Genomic DNA, 25,380 nt, shown 5'->3' on the forward strand with positions numbered 1-25,380 from the left:
GCACGCACACGCCGATCTCGGCGCCTTTCTCGGCGGCCAGCTGCTTGAGCCGGATCGCCGCCGACAGCCCGGCGGGGCCGCCGCCGACGATCACGACGTCGTATTCCATCGATTCGCGCGGGCCGTACTGCGCGAGCAAGTCCTGTGTGGTCAAAATCCTGTCTCCTGCTGCGTCCCGACCGTCAGCGGTCAGAACTGGTCTTCCGTCAACGCGAGCACGCTCTCGTTGCCCTTCGCGCCGACGATCGACGCTTCGAGCGCACCCGCCTGCACGAGCACGTGCTCCGCATAGCATTGCGCGATCGCGATCTTCGCGTCGAAGAACGCCGTGTCGCTCGCACGGTTCGCGTGCGCGGCCAGCAGCGCACGCGCCATCTGCCAGCCGCACAGCACGACGCCCGCGAGCTTCAGATACGGCACGCTGCCCGCGAACACCGCGTTCGGGTCCTGCTTCGCGTTCGCGAGCACGTAGTCGACCACCGCCGACAACGCGCGCGCGCCCTTCTCCAGTTGCGCCTTCATCGACGCGGCCGCCGCGCCGTCGATCTTGCCGAGCGCCGCGACGGTCTCGCCGATCTCCGCGATCAGCGCCTTCGCGACCGCGCCGCCGTCGCGCAGCGTCTTGCGGCCGACGAGGTCGTTCGCCTGGATCGCGGTCGTGCCTTCGTAGATCGCCAGGATCCGCGCATCGCGGTAGTACTGCGCGGCGCCGGTTTCCTCGATGAAGCCCATCCCGCCATGCACCTGCACGCCGAGGCTCGCCACGTCGTTCACCATCTCCGTGCTCCAGCCCTTCACGACCGGCACCAGATATTCGTAGATCGCCTGATGACGCGCGCGCGTCGCGTCGTCCGCATGGCGGTGGGCAATGTCGCTGTGCGCGGCGGCCACATAGGCCAGCGCCCGCGCGCCTTCGGTCAGCGCACGCATCGTGCCCAGCATCCGGCGCACGTCCGGGTGATGGATGATCGTCACCGACTGCTTCGCCGAGCCATCCACCGGACGGCTCTGCACGCGTTCCTTCGCGAATGCGGCCGCCTTCTGGTATGCGCGATCGGCCACGCCGATCCCCTGCATCCCGACCCCGAAGCGCGCCGCGTTCATCATGATGAACATGTATTCGAGGCCGCGGTTCTCCTCGCCCACCAGATAGCCGATCGCGCCGCCGTGATCGCCGTATTGCAGCACCGCCGTCGGGCTCGCCTTGATCCCGAGCTTGTGCTCGATCGACACGCAGTGCACGTCGTTGCGCGCACCGAGCGATCCGTCGTCGTTGACCAGGAACTTCGGCACGATGAACAGCGAAATGCCCTTCACGCCTTCCGGCGCATTCGGCGTGCGCGCCAGCACCAGGTGGACGATGTTGTCCGCCATGTCGTGCTCGCCCCACGTGATGAAGATCTTCGTGCCGAACACCTTGTACGTGCCGTCGCCCTGCGGCTCCGCGCGCGAGCGCACCAGCGCGAGGTCGGAGCCCGCCTGCGGCTCGGTCAGGTTCATCGTGCCCGTCCATTCGCCGGAGATCAGCTTCGGCACGTAGCGCTGCTTCTGCGCGTCGGTGCCGGCCGTCAGCAGCGCCTCGATCGCGCCGTCGGTGAGCAGCGGGCACAGCGCGAACGACAGGTTCGACGCGTTCAGCATCTCGATGCACGGCGTCGCGATCAGCTTCGGCAGCCCCTGGCCGTCGTATTCGGCCGGATGCTGCAGCCCCTGCCAGCCGCCTTCGACGAACTGGCGGAACGCTTCGCCGAAGCCCGGCGTCGCGGTCACGACGCCGTCCTTCCAGCTGCTCGGATTGCGATCGCCTTCGACGTTCAGCGGCGCCAGCACCTCGCCGCAGAATTTCGCGGACTCGTCGAGCACGGCCTGCGCCGTGTCGTAACCCGCATCCTCGAAACCCGGCAACTGCGCGACGGCGTCGATGCCCGCGAGTTCCTTCAGCACGAACAGCATGTCCTTGACGGGGGCGTTATAGCTCATGGTCGATGTTCCAATCAGGCGGTGAATTGGGGGCGCCACGGGGTCCGATACGGCAGAACCGGCCAGAACCGGGCGACGTGATGGGCCATCCTAACGCCGGGGGTCCGGATTTTCATTGTCATATCCGGCCCACATGGTGACAAAATCGGCCACGCCGCGCACCGGCGGCGACCCTGCCGCCCGGCGGAGAGGCCCGTCGCGCGGGCGTCGGCGCCCGATCCGCCCGTATCGGAGATTGCGGTGAAGCGCGCCAAAAAAACGGCCACGCGCACGCGCGGCGGCCCGGCTCGGCGCGGCACAGGGAGCCGGTTATGGGAGTGTCCTCTGAAAAACCGGCGATGAAAACCGCAAAGGTGTCCGGTTATGGGATTCCATCCGCGGCCCCGCGAATCGGTGATACCCGGCGCCGCGCCCGCGTCACGCCCGACGCCGATACGTCCCCGGCGTACTGCCCGTCCAGTGCCGGAACGCGCGATGAAACGCGCTCGGATCGTCGAAGCCGATATCGGCGCCGATCGCCGCGATCGTGTCGGGCGTGTCGGTCAGCCGCTGGATCGCGATATCGCGCCGCAGCTCGTCCTTCAGCACCTGGAACGTCGTCCCTTCGGCGGCCAGATGGCGGCTCAGCGTGCGCACCGAACAATGCAGGTGCTCGGCCGCCTGGTCGATCGCGGGCAGGTCGGGCAGCGCCGCCGACAGGTACTGCCGCACGCGATGGCACACGAGCTGTTCGCTGAACGATTCGAAGATCCAGTCGCCCGGCGCGCGCGCGAGGAACTTGCGCAGGTTGCGCTTGCTCTGGCGAATCGGCGCGTCGAGGTAATCGGCGCTGAAGCGCATCAGCGTACGCGCGCAGTCGAACTGCACGGCGCCGGTGAAGAAGTACAGGTGGTCGACCGCATGGCGCGGCCGCGGGCATGCGAACTCGATCTGCAGCAGCGGAATCTTCTGCCCGATCAGCCAGGAGCACACGCCGTGCACGAGCTTGAGCATCAGCTCCTGGCCGAGCGCGCCGATCGGGCCGATGGCGTCGTTCGGGCGCAGCAGCACCTGCGCGACGAGCTCGTCGCGCTTCGATTCGACGAAGAAGTCGTCGAGCAGGATATGGAAGAATTGCCCGAAACGATGCAGCGCCGTTTCGAGGTTGCGCGCATCGAGCAGGCTCAGGCACAGGTACTTCAGCGTGCCGCCGCGCAGCGGACGCGAGAAGATGCCGGGCATCTCGTCGTCGAGGTCGATCGCGAGCGTGCGGTACAGCGTCGAGAACTGCTCCTCCGTCACGCGCGCATGCGGCTCGCCGAGCAGCTCGATCGGAATGCCGGCGCCGCGCAGGTAGCGCTCGACCACGTCGCGCCGCGCGCCCGCGCTCGCGAGAAAGCCGTTGACGAGCGAGATCGGCACCGTCGCGCTCGGCGACGGCAGCGCACGCCCGGGCCGGGCGGAAAGTGAATCTGAGCCGGTCATCGCGTCCCCGTCGATCGAACCGACCGCATTGTACTTGAGCGGCCCGCGCGCGACCTTCGGGCTTGGACGCGCACCGGGCCGCACCGGGCCGTGCCGTGCCGGGCCGCCGCGGCCGCGCGGCGCGTGGCCGCCATCAGTCGGTGCGGCCGAGTTCCCGGCGCAGGATCTTGCCGACCGTCGACTTCGGCAGCCGGTCGACGAAGCGCACCAGCTTCGGCACCTTGTACGCGGCCAGGCTCGCGCGGCAGTGCGCGACGAGCTGCGCCTCCGTCACGTCGGCGTCCGGCGCGCACACCACGAACAACTTGACGGCCTCGCCCGTGCGCGGGTCCGGCACGCCGATGCACGCGCATTCGGCGACGCCCGGCAGCGCGGTCGCGACCGCCTCGATCTCGTTCGGATACACGTTGAAGCCCGACACGATGATCATGTCCTTCTTGCGATCGACGATCCGCAGGAAGCCCGCCGCGTCGAACACGCCGACGTCGCCGGTGCGGAAATAGCCGTCCGCGGTGAACGCGGCCGCGTTCGCGTCCGGCTTCCGCCAGTAGCCGCTCATCACCTGCGGCCCCTTCACGCAGATCTCGCCCGCTTCGCCGATCGCCACCTCGCGATCCTGGTCGTCGAGCAGCTTCACGTCAGTCGACGGCAGCGGCACGCCCGTGGTGCCCGTGAAGCGGTCGATCGACTGCGGGTTGAACGACACGACCGGCGACGTTTCCGACAGCCCGTAGCCCTCGCGGATGAAATTGCCCGTCACCGCCTTCCAGCGCGACGAGATCACGTCGATCACCGCCGCGCCGCCGCCGGCCGACAGCTTCAGCCGCGACCAGTCGACCTCCTTCAGGCGCGGATGGCCGGCGAGCCCCGCGTACAGCGTGTTCACGCCGACGAACACCGTCGGCCGCGCGGCCTTCAGCACGTCGATGAACCCGTCCATGTCGCGCGGGTTCGCGACGAGCCAGTTCTGCGCGCCGATCGCGAAGTAGGACAGGAAGTTCACCGTCAGCGCGAAGATGTGATACAGCGGGATCGCCGTGACGACGACTTCCTCGCCCGGCCGGCGCGCATCCGGCACGATCGCCGCGAACTGCGCGATGTTCGCGACGAGGTTGCGATGCGACAGCGCCGCGCCCTTCGACAGGCCGGTCGTGCCGCCCGTGTATTGCAACAGCAACAGGTCCGCGCCGCTCAACGCAACCGGCTCGCACGCGAGCGATTCCCCGGCGGCGATGGCGTGCGCGAGCGCGGTCGAACCGGGCGGCAGCGTGTCGCACGTGCCGGCCGGCGCATCGACGACGCCGAGGTCCTCCCGGCCCACGCCGAGCACGGTGCGCACGCGCGTGCGGCTGACCACGTCCGCGAACGTGCCCATCGACCCGCCGCAGACGATCGCCACCTCGACCCCGGCGTCGTCGAGCTGATGCTCGAGCTCGCGCGCGGTGTAGTGCGGATTCACGTTGACCTGCACCGCGCCGATCTTCGCGACGGCGACGAACACGACCGGGAACGCGAGCACGTTGGGCAGCATCACGGCCACGCGGTCGCCCTTGCGCACGCCGACGACCTGCTGCAGATATGCGGCCAGCGCGGTCGACAGGCGCTCGACGTCGGCATAGGTGAGCGTGCGGCCGCATGCATGGAACGCCGGACGATCGGCGAAGCGGCGCATCGCGTCGTCCAGCAGCGCGCTTACGGAAGGATGGCGATCGGCGTCGATCTCGGCGGGGATCGAGCCATACGACCCGATCCAGTGTCTCTTCGTCATGTCTCACTCCTCTGGGCGCGGCACGCCAGCGTGCGTACCGCTCTCACGGCGGCCTGCACGCCGAAAGGACGCGGGACGCCGCCTGACCGGCGACTATCGCCCGCGCGATGCGCGTTGCAAATGATCCGCGCGGCCGAAAACATGATCGAAACGGACACGCGAACGTACGCGCCTACGCCACTCACACCGCGAACACCCGTCCGGCCGGCCTGTTCCATCGCTGCATCAGGGTGAACCCTGTGGCGGACGGGACCGTTCCCGAGCAGAATTGCGGGCCGTCAGCGATATCGATTCGGACGCAGGATCCCGCCATGCCGCGCAGCGCGCTGTTGAAACCGACCGACGCCCGTCCCGCCCGGCTGCCCGACGCCGAGGCCGCCCACGCGTTGCGCGCGCAGCGCTTCACGCCGGCCAAGCTGGCCGTGCTGGTCGACGTGGCCGCGCACGCCGGCCTCGATCCGGCCACGGTGCTCGCCGGCACCGGGCTCACGCCGGCCGACGTCGCCGATCCGTTCACGCTCACGTCGCCGCTGCAGTTCCTGACGGCCGCGCGCAATGCGGTCAACCGGTACGGCGGCACCGACCTCGGCGTGCGCGTCGGCCGCCGGCTGCACGCGTCGAGCTACGGGATGTACGGCTACGCGATGCTGTGCTCGGAATCGCTCGCGCGCGCGTTCGATTCGGCCGTCAAGTATCACCGGCTCGCGAACGGCATGCTGCCGATCCGCTGGGTCGAACAGGGCGATACCGCGTCGTGGCTGTTTCCGGCCCGGCACGAGGTCACGCTGCCCGATCTCGACGCGCCGCTGTACCGTTTCCTGATCGACATGCAGTTCGCGCTGCACGTGACGGTCATCAAGGACGTGATGGGCGGATGGTGCGTGCCGGCGCGCGCGCAGTTCGCGCAGCCGCGGCCGCCGCACGCGGCGCTGCTGGCCGACGCGCTCGAATGCCCGATCGCGTTCGACCAGCCGCATCACGTGCTCAGCTATCCGGCGGCATGGCTCGCGCGCGCGCCGCAGCTCGCGAACCCGATCACCGCCGCGCAGATGTCGTCGCACTGCGCCCGGTTGCTCGACGAATTGCGCAGCCAGTCGGGCATCACGCGACGCGTATACGAGGAGCTCACCCGCACGCCGGGACAATTCCCGGACATCGACGCGATCGCCGAAATCCTCTGCATGACCTCGCGCACGCTGCGCCGCAAGCTCGAAGCCGAAGGCACGTCGTACAGCGAGCTACTGACGAGCGTGCGCAAGGCGCTCGCGATCGACTACCTCGGCACGACCACGCTCAGCATCGAGGACATCGCGTTGACGCTCGGCTTCAGCGATGCGGTGGGATTCCGCCACGCGTTCAAGCGCTGGACCGGCACGACACCGACCGACGTGCGGCGCAAGCGCGGCGGGTAACGCCGCCGCCGGCGGTCAGCGCGCGTCGCCGGCGGCCGGCGACGCGACCGCCAGCGCAAACTCGAACACCGCGCCGTGCCCGGCCCGGTCGACGAGCCGGATGCTGCTGCCGTTGAGCGCCAGCATCCGGTGCACGATCAACAGGCCGAGCCCGCCGCTCGTCGCCGTGCCGCCGCTGATCGGCCGCTGCGGCCGCTGGAACAGCCCTTCGCGCCGCGCCGCCGGAATCCCTTCCCCGGTATCCGACACCGTCACGACCACACGGTCTTCCCGAGGCTCGAGCGCGATCTCGACCTCGCCCTGCGAAGGCGTGTGCCGCAGCGCGTTGTCGAGCAGGTTGGTCAGCACGCGCTCGATCATCCCGAGATCGGCCGACACGACCGGCACGCGCGGCGGGATCCGCGCATGCAGCGCGACGCCGCGCGATTGCGCGGTCAGCTCGAACTTCTGGAACACGTCCTGCACGAGATCGACGAGCGAGAACGGCTCGCGCTCGGCCTGCACGCCGCCCGATTCGAGCCGCGCGAGCTCGAACAGCGCCTGCGCGAGCCGCCCGACCTTCGCGCTCTGCGCGAGCGCGATCGACAGGTAGCGCCGCCGTTCGGGCTCGGCCAGCGTGTCGGCCTTCAGCGACAGCGTCTCCAGATAGCCGTGCAGCGACGTGAGCGGCGTGCGCAGGTCGTGCGAGATGTTCGTGATCAGTTCGCGCCGCTGCTGGTCCTGGCGCGTCAATGCGCGCCACTGTTCGCCGATCCGGTCGGCCATCTGCGCGAACGCGGATTCGAGCACCGCGATGTCGTCGCCGCGGCGGCCCGGCGGCAAGCGCAGCACCGGCGGCTGCGTATCGGGCATGGCGGGCATGGCTGGCGCGCCGGGCGCGCCGTTCGCGTCGAAGCCGCGCATCGCGGCCGTCAGCCGGCGCAGCGGGCGCGTGATGAAGCTGAAGGCGACGAGGCCCGCGAGCAGGCCGAGCAGTGCGACGATCGCCATCGACCACAGCGTCGTGCGCAGCACGTTGCCGGCGTCGACGCGCGCGGCGAGCCGGTCATGCGCCTCGCCGAGCAACACCACGTAGATGTAGCCCGACGGCGGCTGCCCCGCGCGCTGCAGCGGCGCGGCGCTGAACACCTTGCGCGCGTCCGGGCTGCGCGGGTCGTCGCCGAGAATCGGCAGCGGCTGGCCCGCGATGAAGCGCTGCACGGGCGCGAGATCGACGCGGTCGCGCTTCACGTGGCCCGGCGGCGCGTCGTCGCCCTTGATGCGCCCCGCGTTGTCGAGCAGGTACACCTCGACGCTCGGGTTCACGCCCATCAACTGGCCGAACAGCGTGCGCACGGCGTCGGGGCGCAGCCCGTTCGCGTCCATCAGCGGCGCGCTGCCCGCGATGTTGGCGGCCAGATCGCGCGACAGCGCCTGCACGACTTCCTTCTCGCGCATGTCGTTCGCGCGGATCTGCAGCCACGCCGACGCGCCCGAGCACGCGAGCAGCAGGATCGAGAACACGAGCGACAGCCGCCGCGTGAGCGTGAGTTTCATCATGCGTCCCGCTGGCCCGGCGCGGCGAGCTTGTAGCCGCGGCCCCAGACGGTGAGGATTCGCACGGGCTCGGCCGGATCGGCCTCGATCTTCGCGCGCAGCCGGTTGATGTGGGTATTGACCGTGTGTTCGTAGCCTTCGTGCTGGTAGCCCCACACCGCATTGAGCAGGTCCATCCGCGAAAACACCTTGCCCGGGTGCCGCGCGAAGAAATACAGCAGGTCGAATTCGCGCGGCGTGAGGTCGATGCGCACGCCGTCGACGCTCGCCTCGCGCGCGATCGGGTCGATCGCCAGCCCGGCGACGTCGAGCGTGCCCGCGTCGATCCGCGAATCGCGCGCGAGCGCATCGACGCGCCGCAGCAGCGCCTTCACGCGCGCGACGAGTTCGAGCACCGAGAACGGCTTCGCGAGGTAGTCGTCGGCGCCGAGTTCGAGGCCGAGGATCCGGTGCACCTCGCTCGAGCGCGCGCTCGTGATGATGATCGGCGTGTAGCGCGTCATCGCCCGCGCGCGCCGGCAGATTTCGAGGCCGTCGACGCCCGGCAGCATCAGGTCGAGGATCAGCGCGTCCCAGTTGCCCTGTTCGAGCAGGCGCAGCCCTTCGGCGCCGTCCGCGCTGTGCACGACCTCGTAGCGCTCGTCGCGCAGGTGCAGGCTCAGCACGTCGGCGATGTCGGCGTCGTCCTCGACGATCAGGATGCGTTTCGGTTGGTCCATGGCGGTGGGCGGCGGCACGTCGGCGCGACGCTCGGTAAGGGTTGTCGGGCGGTTGCCGGGCGGCGCGCGGTCGCCCGGATCGCCGCCCGGCGAAAGGCCGCGCTGCCGTCATTGTGCAAAATTTTGCGGCGGAGAGTGATCACAAATCGTTTAAATCTGGATCGTACTCGTGATGTGAGCCAATCTCGGCGAGGCTTCCCGCTCCGGCCCCTCGAACTCGATTCGACGCGCTCCGGCGCAAACGCCAAAAGGCCGGTTCGAAAAGACGGCACGGTTTCGCCATCTCGGCTCCCATGCGGTCAGAACCGGGAATTGACGCGCACATATGCGGACTGCGCCGACACGTGGCTCGTATCGATCGTCGCATCCAGCCCGAGCGATACCGTGGTCGTCTTGGCGGCCTGCAGCGTGACGCTGGCGCCCGTGGTCAGGAACGCGCGCGGAAGATCGGTACCCGGCGCCGCGAACACGGTCCCGTCCTGGCTCTGCACCTGGACGACGCGGCTGCCGCGCAGCACCTCGTGCGCATAGCCGACGCGAAGCTGGACGCCGACCGGGCGCACGGCGTCGCCGAACGCCTTGTCGAGCGACACGCCCGCGTAAGGCTGAAGGCTTCTCGCACTGTCGGGCCCGACGTTCAGGTTCTGGCCGTTGGCGCCGTTCTCGCCGAAGCCGGTGCCGCGCACGTACGCATACCGCAGCCCGATGTGCGGCGTGAACCGGAAACCGCCGGCTTCCATCGGCAGACTGGCCTGCGTGGCGGCGGTGAATTCGTGGCCGAGATGGTCGCCTTCGGCGGTACCCACGCTGCCGAACGGCCGCTTCTGCGACAGGAAATCGAGACCGTAGCCGAGCGCCGCCGACAGGTTGACGGCGCCGATCGGCCGTGCGCCGTACAGCGCGACGCGCAGCGTGTCGATGGCGCCTGATGCGCCTGTCGTGTCTTCGGCCAGCGTGGTGTGCGTGTAGCCGCCGGCCGCACCGACCGTCGCGTCGCCGAGCCGCCCCTGTGCGCCCGCCAGGAACCCGTACGCGTGCGTGAGGAAGCCCGGCGCGCCGCCCGTGCCGCCCACCTTGGTGCTGGAACCATTGGCCACGGCCCACACGTTGCTGGCACCCGCCGCGTCATCCTGCCGGCCGGCGAGACGCCCGAGCAGCGTCGAACTGGCGTCTTGCGCCTGCAGCAAGGCCGTCGTGCCGAGCGCCGTGTAGATCGACGTCCTGGTCGGCGCGATGACCGTTGGGCCGGCCGGCGTACCGGGCCCGGCCGGCTCGGCGAGCAGCAGGTCGACCGCATTGGCGCCGTAGTCCACCGACGATTGCAACGCGCCGAGATTCGCGCCGGCCGTGCTGGTGCCGACGTTCGAGAAACGGCCCGTCACGCCGTTGGCCGCGCTCAGCACGGTGTAGCGGCGGGCGGTATAGGTGCCGGGATCGAACAGAACGGCCAACGAACCGCCGAGCGTCGCGGCGCCGCCTACGCGCAATTGCGATGCTTCCGTCGGGCTGACCTCGATCGACAGCGTGCCGCCCGCCGCCTGCGTGTAGTTGCCGCCCACGGTCAGCGTTCCGATCGAACCGCCCGGCGCGACCACCCCGCTGCTGCTGACGGCGCCCGCCACCGTGCCATGGCCGCGCAACGTGCCGAGCGCATCGACCACGACATTGCCCCCCAGCACTGCACCGGCATTCGCCGCGTCGCCGACGGCCAACGTGCCGCCCGCCACCGTCGTCGTTCCGGAGAACGCGTTGCTGATACCGTTCAGCGTCAGCGTGCCCGCGCCTCGTTTGACCAGGCCGCCGGTGCCGACGAGGCTGCCGCTGAAGGTTTGCGACGAGTCGTCGGCCAGCGTGAGCGCGCTGCCGCCCACCACCACGCGGCTGCCTGCCACGCCGGACAGATGCGCGACCGTCTGGCTGCCGGCCGCGGACAGGTCGAGCGCGGCCGCGTGGCCGGCGAGCGTGACCGACGTGGACGACGCCAGCCGGCCGGCGCCCGACAACGCGAGCGTGCCCGCGTCGACCGTCGTCGCCCCGGTGTACGTGTTCGCGCCCGACAGCGTTTGCGTGCCGCCCGCCACGGTCAGCCCGCCGCTGCCGTCAATCACACCGCCGAACGTGCCGGCCGCATTGGCGAGCGTCAACGTGCGACCGCCCAGCGCGACCGTGCCCGTACCCGTGAGCGCATTGATCGTCGCCCCGGCGGTCGTCCCCGAGATATCGAACGTCCCGTTGTCGACGACCGCGCTGGAGGCCGCAATGCTGCCCGAACCGGTCAGCGCCAGCGTTCCGGCATTGACGGTGGTAGCGCCCGTGTAGGCGTTCGCCGCCGACAGTGTTTGCGTACCGCCGCCGACGGTCAGTGCGCCCGTCCCGTTGATGGTTCCGCCGAACGTGCCGGCCGCATTGGCCAGCGTCAGCGTGCGGCTGCCCAGCGCCACCGTGCCCGTGCCGGTCAGCGCATTGATCGTCGCCCCGGCGGCGGTCGCCGAGATGTCGAACGTGCCGTTGTTGGCGATTGCGCTGGAGGCGGCCAGGCTGCCCGAACCGGTCAATGCCAGCGTGCCGGCGTTGATCGACGTTGCACCGGTAAAGCCGTTCGTACCGGACAGCGCCTGCGTACCGCCCGCAACCGTCAGGCCGCCGGTGCCGCCGATCACGCCGCTGAACGTGCCGGCCGCATTGGCGAGCGTCAGCGTGCGACCGCCCAGCGCCACCGTGCCCGCGCCGGTGAGCGTATTGATCGTCGCCCCGGCCGTCGTCCCCGAGATATCGAACGTGCCGTTGTTGGCGATTCCGCTGGAGGCGGCGAGGCTGCCCGAACCGGTTAATGCCAGCGTGCCGGCGTTGATCGACGTTGCACCGGTAAAGGCGTGGGCGCCCGACAGCGTTTGCGTGCCGCCCGCCACGTTGAGCCCGCCGGTACCGCCGATCACACCGCTGAACGTGCCGGCCGCATTGGCCAGCGTCAGCGTCCGGCTGCCCAACGCGACCGTGCCCGTACCCGTGAGCGCATTGATCGTGGCGCCCGAGGTCGTCCCCGAGATGTCGAACGTGCCGTTGTTGGCAATCCCGCTGGAAGCAGCGATGCTGCCCGTGCCGATCAGCGCGAGCGTGCCGCCGTTGATCGCGGTGCTCCCCGTATAGCTGGCGGCGCCGGATATCGCGAGCGTGCCGGTACCCGCCTGCACGAGGCCGCCCGCCCCGCTGACGGTGCCGCCATACGACACCGTGTCGCTGCGGTTGAACGCCAACGTGCCATGGTTGACGATGTTGCCGACGACGGAGCCCGTGGTCCCGCCGCTGCCGATCTGCAGCGTGCCGGCGCTGATGGTGGTGCCGCCGGTATAGGTGTTGTCTCCTGTCAGCGTGATCGTTCGGCCGCCGCTCACGGCCACACTGCCCGCCCCGGATACCACGCCTGAAACCACGAGACCGGTCGCGCCGGAATTGAAGGTCACCCGGGACGCGGCATCGCCGAGCGTCACCTGGTTGGACAGCGTGAGCCCGGCGGAACCCGCGGCGATGGTGGCCGCCGCCGCAGCAGCCACCTCGAGGTTTCCGACGATGTTGGACCCGGTCACCAACTGCAGCGTATTGTTCGCGCCGTTGAACCGGACGGCTGCCGCGCGCGTCACGCCGTCCGCGTACAAGCCGCCCGAGATCGTACCGCCGTTGACGACGAAATCGCCGCCATTGACGATGACGCCGGCCCCGGCGGTCGCGCCGTTGCCGGCGCCGCCGGCGATCGTGCCGACGTTGGTCAGCACGGTGAAGCCGCCGGCCAGGTTGACACCGGCGCCGCTGGCTCCGGCCGTGCTTGCGCCACCGCCGCTGACGCCGCCCACACCGCCGGTGATGGTTCCGAGGTTGGTCACCTGCGAACCGGGCCCCAACGTCAGCAGCCCGTCGCCGCCCCCGCCGCCGCCGCCCGGGTTTCCGCCACTGCCCCCGTTGCCGCCGTTTCCGCCGACGAGCGCTCCCTGGTTCGTCACGTCGGCCGCCGGCGTCACCATGACGAGCGCAGCGCCCCCGCCGCCTCCACCGCCGCCGTTCGACGCAGGCCCCGACGTGCCGGCTCCGCCATTCCCGCCGGTGCCGCCCTGCACCGTCACGCCGTTGTTGACGGTCACGCTGGTGCCGGTCGAATACACGCCCGCGCCGCCGCCACCGGCACCGCCGGCGAAATTGAATCCATCGAAGGCCTGACCGGCGCCGCCTTGCGCGTTCGCGTTGACCACCGCATCGCCGGCGAGCACCACCGCCGGCGCTCCGCCGGGGCCGCCCTGGCCGCTGTCGTTCGTCGCACCGGTGCCGCCTGTCCCGCCTGACGTGGCCCCGCCGGGGACCTGGACCGTGGCCGAGCCTCCGCCCAACGTAGACGAACCCCCGCCACCGCCGTTACCGCTGCCGCCGTTGCCGCTTCGGTCCGGGATGCCGTCGCCGCCGGGCGCGCTGCAATTCGCGATGGTGGCGGACGAACACGTGGCGGCCCAACCCGGGACGGCCGCGCCGGCCAGACCGAGCGACACGCCGATCGAAACGAGGCAGGCGCGGCGGCGCGCGGGCGTGGCGCCATGGCCGGTGTCGACTCCGCCGTGCGACGCCCTCGTGCGTTCGGATACCACTTGCGGAGCATGCAAGCTGCGGCTCCAGACCAGCCGATAGACCCGGTTCATGTCGATCCCCTCGGTGCATAGACCCATGGGCCTGGCGCCGGTCACGGAGAGGCTGCCCCGATGGCGCGACGGACCCGTTCTAGTTGTCTTTCTATGGCGCGCCGGTCCGCGGATACTGGTTGTGTTGGTTCATCGGTCGGGGCGCATGCGCGCGCAATATAACACCTACGTCGGCAGCACATCCAGGTTGTCGTGGCCCCGTCACGCTCCGGCGGCGAGCGGAAGACACGACGCGGTCGACGACGCCTCGTGGTCGACCCCGGCTACCCGATGTCTTCCGTCCGTACGCCTGACACACGGCGTCTTTCAATGCGCGACCGCCGCTCGGTCTCCACGTGCCCGCCAGCCTGCCAGCCGGTTCGGGACCGACACGGAAAACAACGCCAACACGCCCGTCACGCGCCTTGACGACCACACCGGCTTTCGTCCGACTCGTCTCGAAACGAGAACGATCAATTCTCGGCAGCGGGGATTCTGCCGCAACCGACGAGTTTCTAGACTTACCGCAAGCGATGAGACCTGCTCGTCGCACCTGCCCCAAAGGACACCGTCATGAAGCTCTACGTTCACCCGCTTTCCGGTCATTCGCACCGCGCACGCCTGCTCATCTCGCTGCTCGGCATCGAGCACGAACTGATTGAAGTCGACCTGGCCGCCGGCGCGCACAAGTCGCCTGAATTTCTGGCGCTGAACCGCTTCGGTCAGGTGCCGGTGCTGGTCGACGGGGACACCGTGATCGCCGATTCGAACGCCATTCTCGTGTATCTCGCCCGCACGTCGGGCAACCGCGACTTCCTCCCGCCATCGCCCGTACAGGAAGCCGCCGTGCAGCGCTGGTTGTCCGTCGCGGCCGGCGAGATCGCATTCGGCCCAGCCGCCGCGCGACTCATCACGGTGTTCGGCGCGAAGTTCAACGCCGACGAAGTGATCGCCCGTGCGCATCGCATCCTCGCGCTCATCGACGCCGAACTCGCGGCGCGCGACTTCATCGTCGGACCGAAGCCGACCATCGCCGACGTCGCGTTGTACAGCTACGTCGCGCGCGCGCCGGAAGGCAACGTGGATCTGTCGGGCTATTCGAACGTCGCGGCGTGGCTGCGCCGCATCGAAGCGTTGCCGGGCTTCGTCGAGTTCGTGAAGACGCCGGTCGGGCTCGCGGCGGCTGCGTGAGCGAAGTCGGCCCGTCGCCCGTGCAGGCCGACGGGCGACGCCGGCGCATCCAACGCGTCATGTGCAAATTCCGTCGAGGAGACACATCGTGAGCACGGTATCGAATGAAGCGAACTCGCCGTGGCATCGGGGCGAACTCGAGCTGCAGGAAAAGACAGGCGTGATGCAGAAGATGGACAGCGTGGGACGGCGCTTCGTCAGGAACCACATGCCCGACCAGCATCGAGCGTTCTTCGCGCAGTTGCCTTTCGTCGTCGTCGGCGCGGTGGCGGACGACGGCGACGTATGGGCGACGTTCGCGTTCGGCCGGCCCGGCTTCATGCAGTCGCCGAACGACAAGCGTCTGCGCATCGACACCGTATTCGATCCGAACGATCCGGCTGCCGGCGGCACGCGCGACGGCGCGGCGATCGGCCTGCTCGGCATCGAACTGCATACGCGGCGTCGCAATCGGCTGAACGGCGTGATCCGCCGCGGCGAGACGCGCGCATTCGATCTCGACGTCGTGCAGAGCTTCGGCAACTGCCCGCAATACATCCAGTTGCGCGATTTCGCGTTCGTACGCGAACCCGATACGTTTTCCGCAATCGCACCTGAGCAGAGCGATCATCTCGACGATCGCGCCCGCGCGATCATCGCGGCTGCCGACACGCTGTTCGTTGCGTCCTACGTCGGCGACGGCGCCGAACGTCAGGTCGACGTTTCGCATCGCGGCGGCAAGGCGGGGTTCGTGCGCATCGGCGACGACGGCGTGCTGACGATTCCCGATTTCGCCGGCAACCTGTTCTTCGCGACACTCGGCAATTTCCTGGTCAATCCGCGCGCGGGCATCGTGTTCGCCGACTTCGAAACCGGCGACGTGTTGCAGATGACCGGTGAAGCCGAAGTCGACCTCGATTCGCCCGAGATCGCCGCATTTCAGGGCGCGGAGCGACTGTGGCGCTTCAAGCCGCGCCGCGTCGTTTATCGCGCCGGCGCATTGCCGTTGCGCTGGACGTTCCGGGCGGAAGGCTGGTCGCCCAACTCGCTGATGACGGGGAGCTGGGACGAGGCCGCGCGCCGCCTGAAAGCGGCCGAACTGGCACGGGCATGGCGTCCGTTCAGGGTCGCGAAAATCACCGACGAGAGCACGCTGATCCGCTCGTTCCAGCTCGATCCCGAGGACGGCGCCGGATTGGTGCCGCATCTGGCAGGCCAGCACGTGCCGATTCGCGTGAACCTGTCGGAGAACGGCGCTCCGTTCATCCGCACTTATACGTTGTCGAGCGCGCCGTCAGACGGCGTGTATCGCATCAGCGTCAAGCGCGAAGGACGCGTGTCGTCGCATCTGCATGACATGGTGCAGGTCGGTGACCGCATCGACGTCCGGGCGCCCGCCGGGCAATTCACGGTCGATGCGCTCGAGCGCCGTCCCGCCGTATTACTGGCGGCCGGTGTCGGGATCACGCCGATGCTGGCGATGTTGCGTCACATCGTCTACGAAGGCGCGCGCAAGCGCGGCACGCGCAAGACCTGGTTCTTTCACGCCGCACGCTCCGTGAAGGAACGCGCGTTCAGCGACGAGATCGCCCAGCTCGCATCGGCGGCGAACGGCGCGGTGAACGTGGTGCGTGTCCTGTCGGACGCGAGCGGCGCGCGCGAGGGCGACGAGTTCGACGTCGTCGGCCGCATCGATGCGAACCTGTTGCGCGCCACGCTGCCGTTCGACGACTACGACTTCTATCTGTGCGGACCGTCGGGCTTCATGCAGGCGGTCTATGACGGGCTGCGCGACCTGAACGTGGCGGACGACCGAATCCACGCGGAGTCGTTCGGCCCTTCCGGGCTCGAGCGTCGCGCCGATCCGGGCGCACGTGCCCCACTGCGTGCGCCGGCGGATACGCCGACACCCGTTGCATTCGTCAAGTCGGGCAAGGAAGCGCGCTGGCAACCGGGTAGCGGCTCGCTGCTGGAGCTGGCCGAGGCCCGCGGCCTGACGCCCGAATACGGGTGCCGGGGAGGGAGTTGCGGCACCTGCCGCACCCGGATCGTCGAAGGCGCGGTGACGTATCCGGTCGCGCCGGCATTCAAGGTATCGGACGACGAAGCGCTGATCTGCTGCGCGGTGCCCGCGCATCGCGAATCGGGCGGCGGCGACCGTCTGCTGCTCGACGTGTAATTCAGAACCCGCGTCACGCGGCGGCGGTTGCCAACGAAAGGCGTTGGATCCGGAAAGACGTCAACGTCGTGCTCGGGCGCGGGCCCGACGATCATCCCGGCCTGAGCGATCTCGGCCTGCAGGGCCTGCTTGCAGACCGAATGCGATGCTTGATACGCGCGCCGTTCGGGATGGTTCCGCCGCGCGCGCCGTGCCGACTCGCCGCTGTCGGCTATGCAGACCACATCGGCGCCTTGGCTCTCAGCTTTTCGACGCAGAGATCGATGAAGGCGCGCGCCTTCCGGTTCGCGTGCCTGCCCTCCCGATGCACGACATGAACCGGAAGCGGGGCAAGTTCGTGCTCGGCCAGCAGCACGCACAGCGTGCCTTGCGCGAGCTCGTCGACCACCTGATAGGACAGCAGGCGCACGATTCCGAGGCCGGCCGTCGCCGCGGCGATCGCGGAATCGTTCGTCGTGGTCACCAGGCGCGGCTGGATAGGGACGGTGAGCGTCTTGTCCCGCGCGCGCAAGCGCCATTCCGGCGCCGGCGTGATGCCCGTCGCCTGGATCGTGACGTGAGCCGCGAGATCGTCCGGATGCCGCGGCGTGCCGTGCGCACTGAGATAAGCGGGAGAAGCGCACAGCACGCGCCGCACCTTGCCGACCGGGATCGCCTGCAGCGACGAATTCGGAAGCTCGCCGATGCGCACGGCCACGTCGGCGCCTTCATCGACGAGATTCACGACGCGGTCCAGAAACCAGCAGTTGAGATTGACGAAAGGATGCTGCTCCAGATACTCGAGCGCGATAGGCGTCACGTAGGTCTTGCCGAACAGCACCGGCGCGGTGACGGTGAGCTGGCCGCGTGGCGTATTGCCGGTGCCGGTGGCGGAAAGCTCCGCCGCGTCGATGTCCGCCAGGATTCGCCGGCAGTCTTCGTAAAACGACGCGCCCGCATCGGTGATGCGGACCACGCGCGTCGTCCGCGTCAAGAGCCGCACGCCCAGATGCTCCTCGAGCTCCGTCATCACGCGGCTGATTACCGACGGCGATACGTTCAGCTTGCGCGCCGCCGATGCGAATCCTTCCGTCTCGACCACCGTGACGAAGGTGGTCATGGCCTGGAGCCTGTCCATGTCTGAAAGATATCCGGGTGAAGTGAACGTGTCCTCACGCGCAGCGTGCGTATCGTGCGCATCCATGTCGCCGCATGGCGGCGGCCAGCATAGCAAAGTTTCGAACCCGCTCCGCGTGCGACATCGGCACGACGATCATGGCCCGTGCATGCACGAGCGTCGTCGACGGATGCGTGGTCGCCGGCCGGCAGCGATCGAGCGGCAACATGGCGCGGCCGATCCGCATCCACGCGATTGCGCGAACGCCGTGCCCGGACGGAACCGACGGGCGAACGCAGCGTGCGCATCGTCCGTCACGCTGAACGCGCCTGCGGCTCCGCGGTTTGCGACGACCGCATGCGCCACTTCGCCGGCGTCATGCCTACCTGCCGTTTGAACACCCGTTGGAATGCGGCCTCCGATCGATATCCGACCGATTCGCCGATCTCCGCGACGGACATCGTCGTTTGCGCCAGCTTGCGCCCGGCCAGCGCCATGCGGATTTCCGTCAGCACATCGCTTGCCGAGCGGCTGATCGCCTCTTCAAAGTGGCGTGCGAACGTGGCACGCGACATGTGACAGAGCGCGGCCAGTTGCGGAAGCGTCCACGGCTTATCAGGTTCATCGAACATGGCCGCGAGCGCCGGCTGCAGCCGCTGACGCTGCGCAAGCGCCAGCAGGCCGCGCGGCGCGTGGCCGGTATCGGACGCGCATCGCAGGGTCAACGCAAACAGCGCGCCCGACAACTGGTTCACGACCGTCGCGCTGCCCGGTCGTTGCTCGAACGCTTCCTCGCGCATCAATTCGATGACGCGGGCGAGCCTGGTGGCCGCGAATGCGGCGTCGCGCGCCGGTCCGTCGCCCTCGCTCACGCTGCTTACCAGCAAACGCCCCGGCAGATGGTCGCGCAGCAACTGCTGCGGCACCGCCGGGAGGATGAAGCGGCCGCAGAGCACATCGGCGCCATCGCGTGTGCGGCCGTTCGTGACAATGGTCAGGCCGTCCTGATGCCGCTCGCGTGCCGGGCGGGGCGGCTTGCCGCTGCCGTCGCGCAGGCTGTGCGCGCTGCCGGAAGGAAACAGCACGATATCGCCGGCTTTCATTCGAAGCGCGGGTTCGCCTTTCGCGCCGGCGTCGCCTTCCACCACGGCCTCGCCGCGCAACAGCACGTGATAGGGAAATTCCCACTCGTTCGACTCGGGATGGTCGATGCGCCACGGCGAGCCGAAGTGGCATCGCACATCGAGCCGTCCGGTGACCGGCATCAGCGCGAGCAATCGGTCCAGCAGTTCCATATGAGACGTTTGGGCATGAAGTTGCGGAATTATGGCATTAAAGAACTCTCCGCGCACCCCTACACTGACTCCCATGCCATACGACATGGCTAAGCGGTTCAACCCTCAATCCGAACGAAGGAGTCGATCATGTCCCGTCTCACCACCATTCGCCCCGAAGACGCAACCGGCCCGGCCGCCGAAGTATTCGCGAAGATCAAGAAGGCCGTCGGCAAGGTGCCCAATGCGTACGCAACCATCGGAACGCACAGCCCCGACGCACTCGGCGCGGCGCTGGCGTTCGACGCCGCTGTCGCGTCGAGCACGCTCGGCAAGGCAGACATCGAAGTCATCAAGCTGGCGGTCAGCGAATACGCGGGCTGTGACTACTGCGTCGCGGCTCACACGCTGATGGGCAAGCTGGCCGGCCTGACGAGCGATCAGATGAAGCAGGTGCGCGCGGGCGAGGCAACCGGCGACGCCGCGCGGGATGCGCTGGTCACGTATGTCCGTACGCTCGTCGGCACGCGTGGCACGGTGCCCGGTGCAGTCGTCGATGCAGTACGTGCAGCTGGCTATACGGAACGTCAGCTGATCGAGATCAATCTTGCCATCGCGTCGATCACGTTCACGAATCTCGTGAACCGCGTGAACGACACGACGCTCGATTTTCCGGCCGTGGAGTAACGGCGCGTCCGTGCGCGGCGTCGGCAACCGAATCCGGATGATTCATCCGTCGGCCTTCATCGGAACGGATACTCGCCGACGCGCCCGGAACACGGGCGCGGGCGTGCGCTGCCGCCACGCCGGGTGCACACGTGCAGCAGGCTCGAATGACCCGTTCCGAAGTCGTCGATCGACATGCGCAGCCGCGCCGGCACCGCGTATCAGCGCGCGGCCGCCTCCGGGTTCCGGACGCTGCCCAGAAACCGCGTCAGCTCCACCGTCTGCGGCCGCTCGAAGATCTCGTCGGCCGTTCCGCTCTCCCACACGCGGCCCTGGTGCATGAACACGATCCTGTCGCTCACCGCACGCGCGAAGTTCATCTCGTGCGTGACCATGATCAGCGTCATGTCCTCGCGCGCGAGCTGCTCGACGACGCCCAGCACCTCGCCGACGAGCTCGGGATCGAGCGCGGACGTGATTTCGTCGCACAGCAGCACGCTCGGCTTCATCGCGAGCGCACGCGCGATCGCGACGCGCTGCTGCTGGCCGCCCGACAGTTGTTCCGGAAACGCGTCGAACTTGTCGCCGAGGCCCACGCGCTCGAGCATCAGTTCCGCGATCGCGCGCGCCTGCTGACGATGCGCCTTCTTCACCACCGACTGCGCGAGCATCACGTTTTGCCCGGCGCTCAGGTGCGGAAACAGGTTGTATTGCTGGAACACCATGCCGACCTTGAGCCGCAGCGCACGCAGGTCCGCATGCCGCGCATCCACGCGTTCGCCGTCGACCGAGATCGAGCCCGCGTCGATGCTCTCGAGCCCGTTGAGCGTGCGCAACAGCGTGCTCTTGCCCGAGCCGCTGCGGCCGATGATCGAGACGACCTGCCCGCGCTCGACGGAGAAATCGATGCCCTTGAGCACATGATGGGTGCCGAAGTTCTTTTCGAGACCACGGGTTTCAACGAGCGGCATGCCATCTCCTTTGCAACGTGCGCGCGTAACGGGTAAGCGGATAACAGAGCGCGAAATAGATCAGTGCGACGAGGCCGTACACGACGAACGGCCGGAACGTCGCGTTCGAGATCGCGATGCCGACCTTCGTCAGCTCGGTGAAGCCGATGATCGACACCAGCGCCGTATCCTTCACGGCCTGCACGCCGAAGCCGACCGTCGGCGCGATCGCGATGCGCGCGGCCTGCGGCAGGATCACGTGACGCAGTTGCTCGACGTAGCTCATCGCCAGGCTCGCCGATGCCTCCCATTGCCCCTTCGGCACGGCCTCGACGCAGCCGCGCCAGATTTCCGCGAGATACGCACTGGTGAAGAACGTGAGCCCTGCCGTGGCCGCGACCCACGGCGGCACGTCGAGCCCGACGAGCGGCAGGCCGAAGAACACGATGAACAGTTGCATCAGCAACGGGGTGCCCTGGAACACTTCGATATAGAGCTTCGCGACGCCGCGCAGCAGTGTCGAACTCGATACGCGCATCACGAGCAGCCCGAGGCCGACGAGGCCGCCCGTCACGAACGACACGATCGACAGCACGATCGTCCAGCGCGCAGCCAGCAGCAGGTTCGTGAGAATCTGCCCGAACGTGAAATCGGTCATCGCGCACCTCGCAGGCGACGGGAGAACAGGCGGCGGCCCATCGCGCCGAGCGTGGCGCGCAGCAGCAGCGCCATCGCCAGATACGCGAGCGTGATCACGAAGTACGTCTCGAACGCGCGGAAGTTGCGCGACTGAATGTAGCCGGCCGCATAGGTCAGGTCGGCCACCGAGATCTGCGACACGACCGCCGAACCGAGCATCGTGATCACGATCTGGCTCGACAGCGCGGGAAACACCTTGGCGAGCGCCTGCGGCAGCACGACGTGGCGCAGCATCTGCGCGCGCGACATCGCCAGCGCCGACGCGGCCTCCAGATGCCCTTTCGGCACGGCGGCCACGCCCGCGCGCACGATCTCGACCGAGTACGCACCGAGATTGAGCGTCATCGCGAGAATCGCGGCCGTGTATTCGTCGATGTGCACGCCGAGCGCCGGCAAGCCGAAGAAGATGAAGAAAAGCTGGACGACGAACGGCGTATTGCGGATCGCCTCGACGTACGCGCCGATCAGCGGGCGCAATCGTACGGCCGCGCGCGCGTCGGCGCTGTACGCGGCCGCGCCGAGCACGCCGACCGCCACGCCGAGCACGGTCGCGACCGCGGTCAGCGCGAGCGTGATCGCCGCGCCGCTCGCGAACACGCCGACGTATTCGGCGAGCTCGCCGAATTGAAGCTGGTAGCTCATGGGAACGGAATGAATTCGGGTTCGGACAACGACACGCGCCGCGCCCGGCATGCCGGCAGCGGCGACGTGTCAGGCGACACGACGATTCGTCACAGTCCGGCCGGCAGCGGCTGGCCGAGCCACTTCCGCGACATCTCGCCCAGCGTGCCGTCCTGCTTCGCATGCGCGATCGCATCGTCGATCTTCGCGAGCAGGCGCGGTTCGTTCTTGTTGACGCCGACGAAGCACGGCGAATTCTTGATCACGAACTTGACCTCGGGGCGGCGCGGCGGATTCTTCGCGAGAATCGCCGCCGCGACGATGTTGCCGGCCGCGATCAGTTGCACTTGCCCCGACAGGAACGCCTGGATCGTCGCGTTGTTGTCCTCGAAGCGCTTGATCGTCGCGTTCGGCGCGAGCTGCGACAGCGCGATCTCCTCGAGCGCGCCGCGCGTGGCGCCGACCGTCTTGCCGGTCAGGTCGGCGGGCGCGCTCACCTTCACGTCGGACGGGCCGAACACGCCCTGGAAATACGGTGCGTACGCGCTCGAGAAATCGATGACCTTCTCGCGCTCCGGCGTCTTGCCGAGCGACGAGATCACCATGTCGACCTTGTTGGTCGTCAGGTACGGAATCCGGTTCGCGCTGTTCACGGGCACCAGCTTCAGCTTGACGCCGAGCGCCTTGGCGAGCAGGCCGGCCATGTCGATGTCGTAGCCCTGCGGCTGCATGTCCGTGCCGACCGAGCCGAAAGGCGGATAGTCCTCGGGCACCGCGACGCGCAGCGTGCCGTTTTTCGCGATGGTGTCGAGCGCATCGGCATGGGCCGGCGCGGCGGCGAACAGCGCCATCACGGGTGCGGCGATCAACGCAGCCAGCCAGGTGCGTCGGGGGAACGGTCGGGTCGTCGGGCTCACGGTGAATCTTCCTTGTCTGGTATGTCGTCGGGGCGCGCGCAACCGTTGCGCGGCCCGACACGACTCCAGCAAGAACCGGGCCACGCCCCGTGCAACGCTTGCCGCACCGACCCAGCCGGGCAACCCGTCGATCCGCATTCCTCATTTCGGTGCATGAGCCGGCGCCGGCGGCGGCGGTTGCCCTCACAGGGCGCGCCGGCGCACCAAATTAACTGACCGGTTCACCCGCCGCCCGGCCCCTATGCACGGATTCGAACAGGCCCAGTCGAAATTTGCATTCCGTTTGTGACGGGAATTACGGCTGAATACGTTCGCGACGTACCGTGCCGTTCGCCACGCCCGGCGAATCGCAATCAGGGCAGGTGCGCTTGATTCCGCGCCCTCGTCCGCCGGTACCGGTGGTCCCGATCGCCTCGCGATCGGGATGAATTCAATCCCATCCGTGCGCGAGGATACCGTCATGGCATCGATTCCCGAACCGTCGACAACCGGCGAAACCGACAAACGCAGCTGGCTCGAATCGCACGAAGCCGGCTATCACCAGACCCTCGGCAATCGACAGGTGCAGATGATCGCGATTGGCGGGGCCATCGGCACCGGGCTGTTTCTCGGGGCGGGCGGCCGACTGCAGGCCGCCGGCCCGTCGCTCGCGATCGTCTATCTGGTGTGCGGCGCGTTTTCGTTCCTGATCCTGCGCGCGCTCGGCGAGCTCGTGATGCATCGCCCCAGCAGCGGCAGCTTCGTGTCGTACGCGCGCGAATTCCTCGGCGAGAAGGCATCGTTCGTCGCCGGCTGGATGTACTTCCTGAACTGGGCGATGACCGGCATCGTCGACATCACCGCCGTCGCGCTCTACATGCATTACTGGGCGCCGTTCGCGGCCGTGCCGCAGTGGATCTTCGCGCTCGTCGCGCTCTGCATCGTCGCGACGATGAACCTGATCGGCGTGAAGTGGTTCGCCGAGATGGAGTTCTGGTTCGCGCTGATCAAGGTCGCCGCGATCGTGCTGTTTCTCGTGATCGGTTCGGTCATCCTCGGCACGGGCATGCCGGTCGCCGGCCATGACACCGGCATGCATCTGATCACCGACAACGGCGGGTTCTTTCCGCACGGACTGATGCCGGCGCTGGTGCTGGTACAGGGCGTGGTGTTCGCGTTCGCGGGCGTCGAACTCGTCGGCACGGCCGCCGGCGAATGCAAGGATGCGCGCAAGGTGCTGCCGCGCGCGATCAACAACGTGATCTGGCGCATCGCGATTTTCTACGTCGCGTCGGTGGTGGTGCTGGTGTGCCTGCTGCCGTGGAGCGCGTACAAGGCGGGCCAGAGCCCGTTCGTCACGTTCTTCGGCGCGCTCGGCGTGCCGGGCATCGGCTCGGTGATGAACCTCGTCGTGCTGACCGCCGCGCTGTCGAGCCTCAACTCCGGCCTGTATTCGACGGGGCGCGTGTTGCGTTCGCTGTCGATGGGCGGCTCGGCTCCCGCGTTCCTCGCGCGAATGAGCGCGCAATCCGTGCCGTACGCGGGCATTCTGGTGACGGTCGCGATCTATGTGGTCGGCGTGCTGCTCAACTATCTCGTGCCGTCGAGCGTGTTCGAGATCGTGCTGAACATCGCGTCGCTCGGCATCGTCAGCACATGGGGCTTCATCGTCGTGTGCCAGATGAAGTTCCGCGCCGCGGTCAGGCGCGGCGAGGTGGACGACGTATCGTTCAGGATGCCGGGCGCACCCGTGACGTCGTGGCTCACGCTGCTGTTCCTGCTCGGCGTGCTGGTGTTGATGGCGTTCGACTACCCGAACGGCACGTGGACGATCGCATCGATCCCGCTGGTCGCGCTGCTGCTCGTGGCCGGCTGGAAGTGGCTGAGCCGTCGCGCGCGCCGCGCGTTGCTCAAGCCGACGATTCCGTCGGTCACGCTCACGCAGAACGTACTGGAGAAAGGAGACGACTGAGCCACGGCCCGGCGCGACTCGGCGACCGTTCCCGCCGAGTCGTGCCGGGTGTCCAGCGGCGCCGTGTGGCAACGATCGGGGATGAGCACCCGGGACGCCACGTCCGCACGGCATGGCTCACCGACCGGCAAGGCGCTCGCAATGAGTGGGGCGCACGCGACAGGCGGCCGGTGGCATCCCGCCGGCGCGGTCAGCGTCAGTTGACCTGAAGCTGGCCACCGCGGCCCAGCCCGCCCTTCACGTCCTGCGCCTTGTAGCTGCGCAGCGCGACGACCATCTTGTTCCACGCGTCGATGAACGCGACGACCGTCGCCTTGCCT

At 68.5% G+C, this 25,380-nt stretch carries 18 protein-coding genes; 5 read left to right on the forward strand and 13 right to left on the reverse strand.

Translation table 11 applies throughout. The features are described 5' to 3' along the window. The 4 genes from LGN10_RS32190 to LGN10_RS32205 all read right to left on the reverse strand — a co-directional run. A partial coding sequence (locus LGN10_RS32190; protein ID WP_155753802.1) for an FAD-dependent oxidoreductase occupies positions 1-154 on the reverse strand: 154 nt, incomplete at its 3' end. A 35-nt stretch (positions 155-189) separates the two neighbouring features. Continuing rightward, positions 190-1,980 (reverse strand): acyl-CoA dehydrogenase, encoded by a 1,791-nt coding sequence (locus LGN10_RS32195; RefSeq protein ID WP_226226143.1) that lies wholly within the window; start codon positions 1,978-1,980, stop codon positions 190-192. A 417-nt stretch (positions 1,981-2,397) separates the two neighbouring features. After that, positions 2,398-3,444: an AraC family transcriptional regulator gene (locus tag LGN10_RS32200; RefSeq protein ID WP_059578948.1), complete on the reverse strand. Its 1,047-nt coding sequence runs from the start codon at positions 3,442-3,444 to the stop codon at positions 2,398-2,400. Positions 3,445-3,577: 133 nt separating this feature from the next. Next, complete coding sequence (locus LGN10_RS32205) at positions 3,578-5,212, reverse strand: AMP-binding protein (RefSeq protein ID WP_226226145.1); 1,635 nt, start codon at positions 5,210-5,212, stop codon at positions 3,578-3,580. 311 nt (positions 5,213-5,523) lie between these two features. Here LGN10_RS32205 and LGN10_RS32210 point away from each other — a divergent pair, with 311 nt between their 5' ends. Further along, positions 5,524-6,624: an AraC family transcriptional regulator gene (locus tag LGN10_RS32210; protein ID WP_226226146.1), complete on the forward strand. Its 1,101-nt coding sequence runs from the start codon at positions 5,524-5,526 to the stop codon at positions 6,622-6,624. 15 nt (positions 6,625-6,639) lie between these two features. Here the strand turns inward: LGN10_RS32210 and LGN10_RS32215 are convergent, their stop codons facing one another. The 3 genes from LGN10_RS32215 to LGN10_RS32225 form a co-directional block, all read right to left on the reverse strand. Next, positions 6,640-8,160, reverse strand: a complete 1,521-nt coding sequence (locus LGN10_RS32215) for a sensor histidine kinase (protein ID WP_104013536.1) — start codon at positions 8,158-8,160, stop codon at positions 6,640-6,642. After that, a complete protein-coding gene (locus tag LGN10_RS32220) occupies positions 8,160-8,879 on the reverse strand; it encodes a response regulator transcription factor (RefSeq protein ID WP_059578940.1) in 720 nt (239 codons plus the stop codon). The genes LGN10_RS32215 and LGN10_RS32220 overlap by 1 nt, the downstream gene beginning before the upstream one ends. Positions 8,880-9,178: 299 nt before the next feature. Next, positions 9,179-13,558 carry an autotransporter domain-containing protein gene (locus LGN10_RS32225; RefSeq protein WP_226226148.1) on the reverse strand — a complete coding sequence of 1,460 codons (4,380 nt, stop codon included), beginning with the start codon at positions 13,556-13,558 and terminating at the stop codon, positions 9,179-9,181. A gap of 552 nt (positions 13,559-14,110) precedes the next feature. On the opposite strand from LGN10_RS32225, the gene LGN10_RS32230 reads away from it, so the two are divergent. Both LGN10_RS32230 and LGN10_RS32235 read left to right on the forward strand, forming a co-directional pair. After that, positions 14,111-14,728: a glutathione S-transferase family protein gene (locus tag LGN10_RS32230; RefSeq protein WP_060315336.1), complete on the forward strand. Its 618-nt coding sequence runs from the start codon at positions 14,111-14,113 to the stop codon at positions 14,726-14,728. A gap of 88 nt (positions 14,729-14,816) precedes the next feature. After that, positions 14,817-16,886: a pyridoxamine 5'-phosphate oxidase family protein gene (locus LGN10_RS32235; RefSeq protein ID WP_226226150.1), complete on the forward strand. Its 2,070-nt coding sequence runs from the start codon at positions 14,817-14,819 to the stop codon at positions 16,884-16,886. 211 nt (positions 16,887-17,097) lie between these two features. Here the strand turns inward: LGN10_RS32235 and LGN10_RS32240 are convergent, their stop codons facing one another. Together LGN10_RS32240 and LGN10_RS32245 are read right to left on the reverse strand one after the other, a co-directional pair. Beyond that, entirely contained in the window at positions 17,098-18,003 is a 906-nt protein-coding gene (locus tag LGN10_RS32240; RefSeq protein ID WP_104013528.1) for a LysR family transcriptional regulator, read from the reverse strand. 293 nt (positions 18,004-18,296) lie between these two features. After that, the gene (locus LGN10_RS32245) at positions 18,297-19,277 is read right to left on the reverse strand and encodes an AraC family transcriptional regulator (RefSeq protein ID WP_059578927.1); all 981 of its coding nucleotides are present in this window, start codon (positions 19,275-19,277) and stop codon (positions 18,297-18,299) included. Positions 19,278-19,406: 129 nt separating this feature from the next. Between LGN10_RS32245 and LGN10_RS32250 the strand changes: the two genes are divergently transcribed. Further along, complete coding sequence (locus LGN10_RS32250; protein WP_226226151.1) at positions 19,407-19,943, forward strand: carboxymuconolactone decarboxylase family protein; 537 nt, start codon at positions 19,407-19,409, stop codon at positions 19,941-19,943. A gap of 200 nt (positions 19,944-20,143) precedes the next feature. Here LGN10_RS32250 and LGN10_RS32255 read toward each other — a convergent pair whose 3' ends face one another. The 4 genes from LGN10_RS32255 to LGN10_RS32270 all read right to left on the reverse strand — a co-directional run bounded on the left by LGN10_RS32255 (position 20,144) and on the right by LGN10_RS32270 (position 23,109). Further along, positions 20,144-20,893 (reverse strand): amino acid ABC transporter ATP-binding protein, encoded by a 750-nt coding sequence (locus LGN10_RS32255; RefSeq protein WP_059578922.1) that lies wholly within the window; start codon positions 20,891-20,893, stop codon positions 20,144-20,146. Next, positions 20,880-21,530, reverse strand: coding sequence for an amino acid ABC transporter permease (locus LGN10_RS32260; RefSeq protein WP_059638614.1), 651 nt, complete (start codon positions 21,528-21,530; stop codon positions 20,880-20,882). The genes LGN10_RS32255 and LGN10_RS32260 overlap by 14 nt, the downstream gene beginning before the upstream one ends. Continuing rightward, positions 21,527-22,213 carry an amino acid ABC transporter permease gene (locus LGN10_RS32265; protein WP_059578916.1) on the reverse strand — a complete coding sequence of 229 codons (687 nt, stop codon included), beginning with the start codon at positions 22,211-22,213 and terminating at the stop codon, positions 21,527-21,529. Before LGN10_RS32265 ends, LGN10_RS32260 begins: the two co-directional genes overlap by 4 nt. 89 nt (positions 22,214-22,302) lie before the next feature. Beyond that, the gene (locus LGN10_RS32270) at positions 22,303-23,109 is read right to left on the reverse strand and encodes a transporter substrate-binding domain-containing protein (protein ID WP_059578913.1); all 807 of its coding nucleotides are present in this window, start codon (positions 23,107-23,109) and stop codon (positions 22,303-22,305) included. Between the two features lie 460 nt (positions 23,110-23,569). Here LGN10_RS32270 and ansP point away from each other — a divergent pair, with 460 nt between their 5' ends. After that, positions 23,570-25,060 carry an L-asparagine permease gene (ansP, locus tag LGN10_RS32275; RefSeq protein WP_226226153.1) on the forward strand — a complete coding sequence of 497 codons (1,491 nt, stop codon included), beginning with the start codon at positions 23,570-23,572 and terminating at the stop codon, positions 25,058-25,060. The last annotated feature ends 320 nt before the right edge of the window (positions 25,061-25,380 follow it).

Source organism: Burkholderia sp. AU32262 (genome assembly GCF_020419985.1).
Taxonomy (GTDB): Bacteria; Pseudomonadota; Gammaproteobacteria; order Burkholderiales; family Burkholderiaceae; genus Burkholderia; species Burkholderia semiarida.

What these genes read in the sequence shown, in the direction of transcription:
- LGN10_RS32195 (WP_226226143.1), bottom strand. Translation starts at nt 1,980, where the DNA reads ATGAGCTATAACGCCCCCGTCAAGGACATGCTGTTCGTGCTGAAGGAA.
- LGN10_RS32200 (WP_059578948.1), bottom strand. Translation starts at nt 3,444, where the DNA reads ATGACCGGCTCAGATTCACTTTCCGCCCGGCCCGGGCGTGCGCTGCCG.
- LGN10_RS32205 (WP_226226145.1), bottom strand. Translation starts at nt 5,212, where the DNA reads ATGACGAAGAGACACTGGATCGGGTCGTATGGCTCGATCCCCGCCGAG.
- LGN10_RS32210 (WP_226226146.1), top strand. Translation starts at nt 5,524, where the DNA reads ATGCCGCGCAGCGCGCTGTTGAAACCGACCGACGCCCGTCCCGCCCGG.
- LGN10_RS32215 (WP_104013536.1), bottom strand. Translation starts at nt 8,160, where the DNA reads ATGAAACTCACGCTCACGCGGCGGCTGTCGCTCGTGTTCTCGATCCTG.
- LGN10_RS32220 (WP_059578940.1), bottom strand. Translation starts at nt 8,879, where the DNA reads ATGGACCAACCGAAACGCATCCTGATCGTCGAGGACGACGCCGACATC.
- LGN10_RS32225 (WP_226226148.1), bottom strand. Translation starts at nt 13,558, where the DNA reads ATGAACCGGGTCTATCGGCTGGTCTGGAGCCGCAGCTTGCATGCTCCG.
- LGN10_RS32230 (WP_060315336.1), top strand. Translation starts at nt 14,111, where the DNA reads ATGAAGCTCTACGTTCACCCGCTTTCCGGTCATTCGCACCGCGCACGC.
- LGN10_RS32240 (WP_104013528.1), bottom strand. Translation starts at nt 18,003, where the DNA reads ATGGACAGGCTCCAGGCCATGACCACCTTCGTCACGGTGGTCGAGACG.
- LGN10_RS32245 (WP_059578927.1), bottom strand. Translation starts at nt 19,277, where the DNA reads ATGGAACTGCTGGACCGATTGCTCGCGCTGATGCCGGTCACCGGACGG.
- LGN10_RS32250 (WP_226226151.1), top strand. Translation starts at nt 19,407, where the DNA reads ATGTCCCGTCTCACCACCATTCGCCCCGAAGACGCAACCGGCCCGGCC.
- LGN10_RS32255 (WP_059578922.1), bottom strand. Translation starts at nt 20,893, where the DNA reads ATGCCGCTCGTTGAAACCCGTGGTCTCGAAAAGAACTTCGGCACCCAT.
- LGN10_RS32260 (WP_059638614.1), bottom strand. Translation starts at nt 21,530, where the DNA reads ATGACCGATTTCACGTTCGGGCAGATTCTCACGAACCTGCTGCTGGCT.
- LGN10_RS32265 (WP_059578916.1), bottom strand. Translation starts at nt 22,213, where the DNA reads ATGAGCTACCAGCTTCAATTCGGCGAGCTCGCCGAATACGTCGGCGTG.
- ansP (WP_226226153.1), top strand. Translation starts at nt 23,570, where the DNA reads ATGGCATCGATTCCCGAACCGTCGACAACCGGCGAAACCGACAAACGC.